The organism is uncultured Campylobacter sp., assembly GCF_937890585.1.
Lineage (GTDB): Bacteria > Campylobacterota > Campylobacteria > Campylobacterales > Campylobacteraceae > Campylobacter_A.
In genome coordinates, this window is the sequence record NZ_CALACG010000317.1 from 1 (window position 1) to 1238 (window position 1238).

The 1238-nt window shown below is 40.3% G+C and carries 1 protein-coding gene and 1 pseudogene; both read left to right on the plus strand.

Annotated elements, in window-relative coordinates; genetic code table 11:
- Positions 1-397: pseudogene (locus Q0296_RS09520) on the plus strand (2-iminoacetate synthase ThiH); the annotation flags it as partial.
- Positions 384-1004: a thiamine phosphate synthase gene (locus Q0296_RS09525; RefSeq protein WP_298039875.1), complete on the plus strand. Its 621-nt coding sequence runs from the start codon at positions 384-386 to the stop codon at positions 1002-1004. The pseudogene Q0296_RS09520 and the gene Q0296_RS09525, both read left to right, overlap by 14 nt.
- Positions 1005-1238: the final 234 nt, after the last annotated feature.

Consider the following 1238-nt stretch of genomic DNA (forward strand, 5'->3'; position numbering starts at 1 on the left):
GGCACTTCACGCAAGCTTAGTTCAAAAAAAGTATCCACACGCTGAGATCGCATTTTCATGCCCAAGGCTTCGCCCTATCATCAACAACGACCGCATCAACCCACGCGACGTGGGCGAGCGCGAGCTTTTGCAAGTGATCTGCGCTTATAGAATTTTCATGCCAACAGCCAGCATAACGATCTCAACCAGAGAAAAGGCGAAATTTCGCGACAACGCCGTAAAGATCGCCGCAAACAAGATAAGCGCTGGCGTAAAAGTGAGCATCGGCGCTCACGGCGAAGAGAAAAAGGGCGACGAGCAGTTTGAGATAAGCGACGAAAGAAGCGTGAATGAGATAAAAGCAATGATAAAAGCAAACGGACTAGAGCCACTAATGAGCGAGTATGTCTATGTTTAAAATTCTCTGCGTGGCCGACTTTGAAAGCTATGAGGGCGATGACTTTTTAAAGAGGATACAGCTACTTTGCAAGGCTGGCGTGGATGAAATTTTGCTTCGTGCAAAGGGGCTAAGCGAGGCTCAATTTTATGACCTTGCTAGGGTTGTGGCTCAAATTTGTGAAAACTACCGCAAGAAATTTATTATTAATCAATTTTTTGACGTAGCTTGCAAGCTAAATAGCGATTTTTGGCTCACTTCAGCGCAGCTTGATTTTCTTAAAAATCACGCCGTTTTTTTAGATGAATTTAGAAAAACAGCTAAAATTTATGCCCCAGCTCACGACCTAGAGCAGGCTAAAATTTCAGCTTCTATCGCCGATGTGCTCGTTGCTTCTCATATATTTGCCACCTCTTGCAAGGCGGGTTTAGAGCCAAAAGGGCTAAATTTTATAAACGAACTAAAAAGCCTTGATAAAGAAATTTACGCACTTGGCGGACTAGATAGTGGGAACTACAAAGAGGCCATAAAAGCTGGTGCAAGTGGCATTTGCTTCATGAGCCTAGCGATGAGCGGCGATATAGAGCTTATAAAAAAGATAGTAGAGAGCAAAAACAAGCAAATTTAGCTCTTTTTGCATAAAATTTTATATATTATTTTATGTGAAATTGGCAAATTTAAGTTAAATTTGGCTAGCCGTGTCTATCTTTTAAATTTATCTTTATTAAATTTATAAAACATTGCTTTGCAGCTCTGGCTTATTTCTTCATCTATTTTTGTACATAAAATTTGATATTAATTACATAGCAAAAGATATAAATTTAATGCCTGTCTCTTATACACATCTGACGCTGCCGACGAA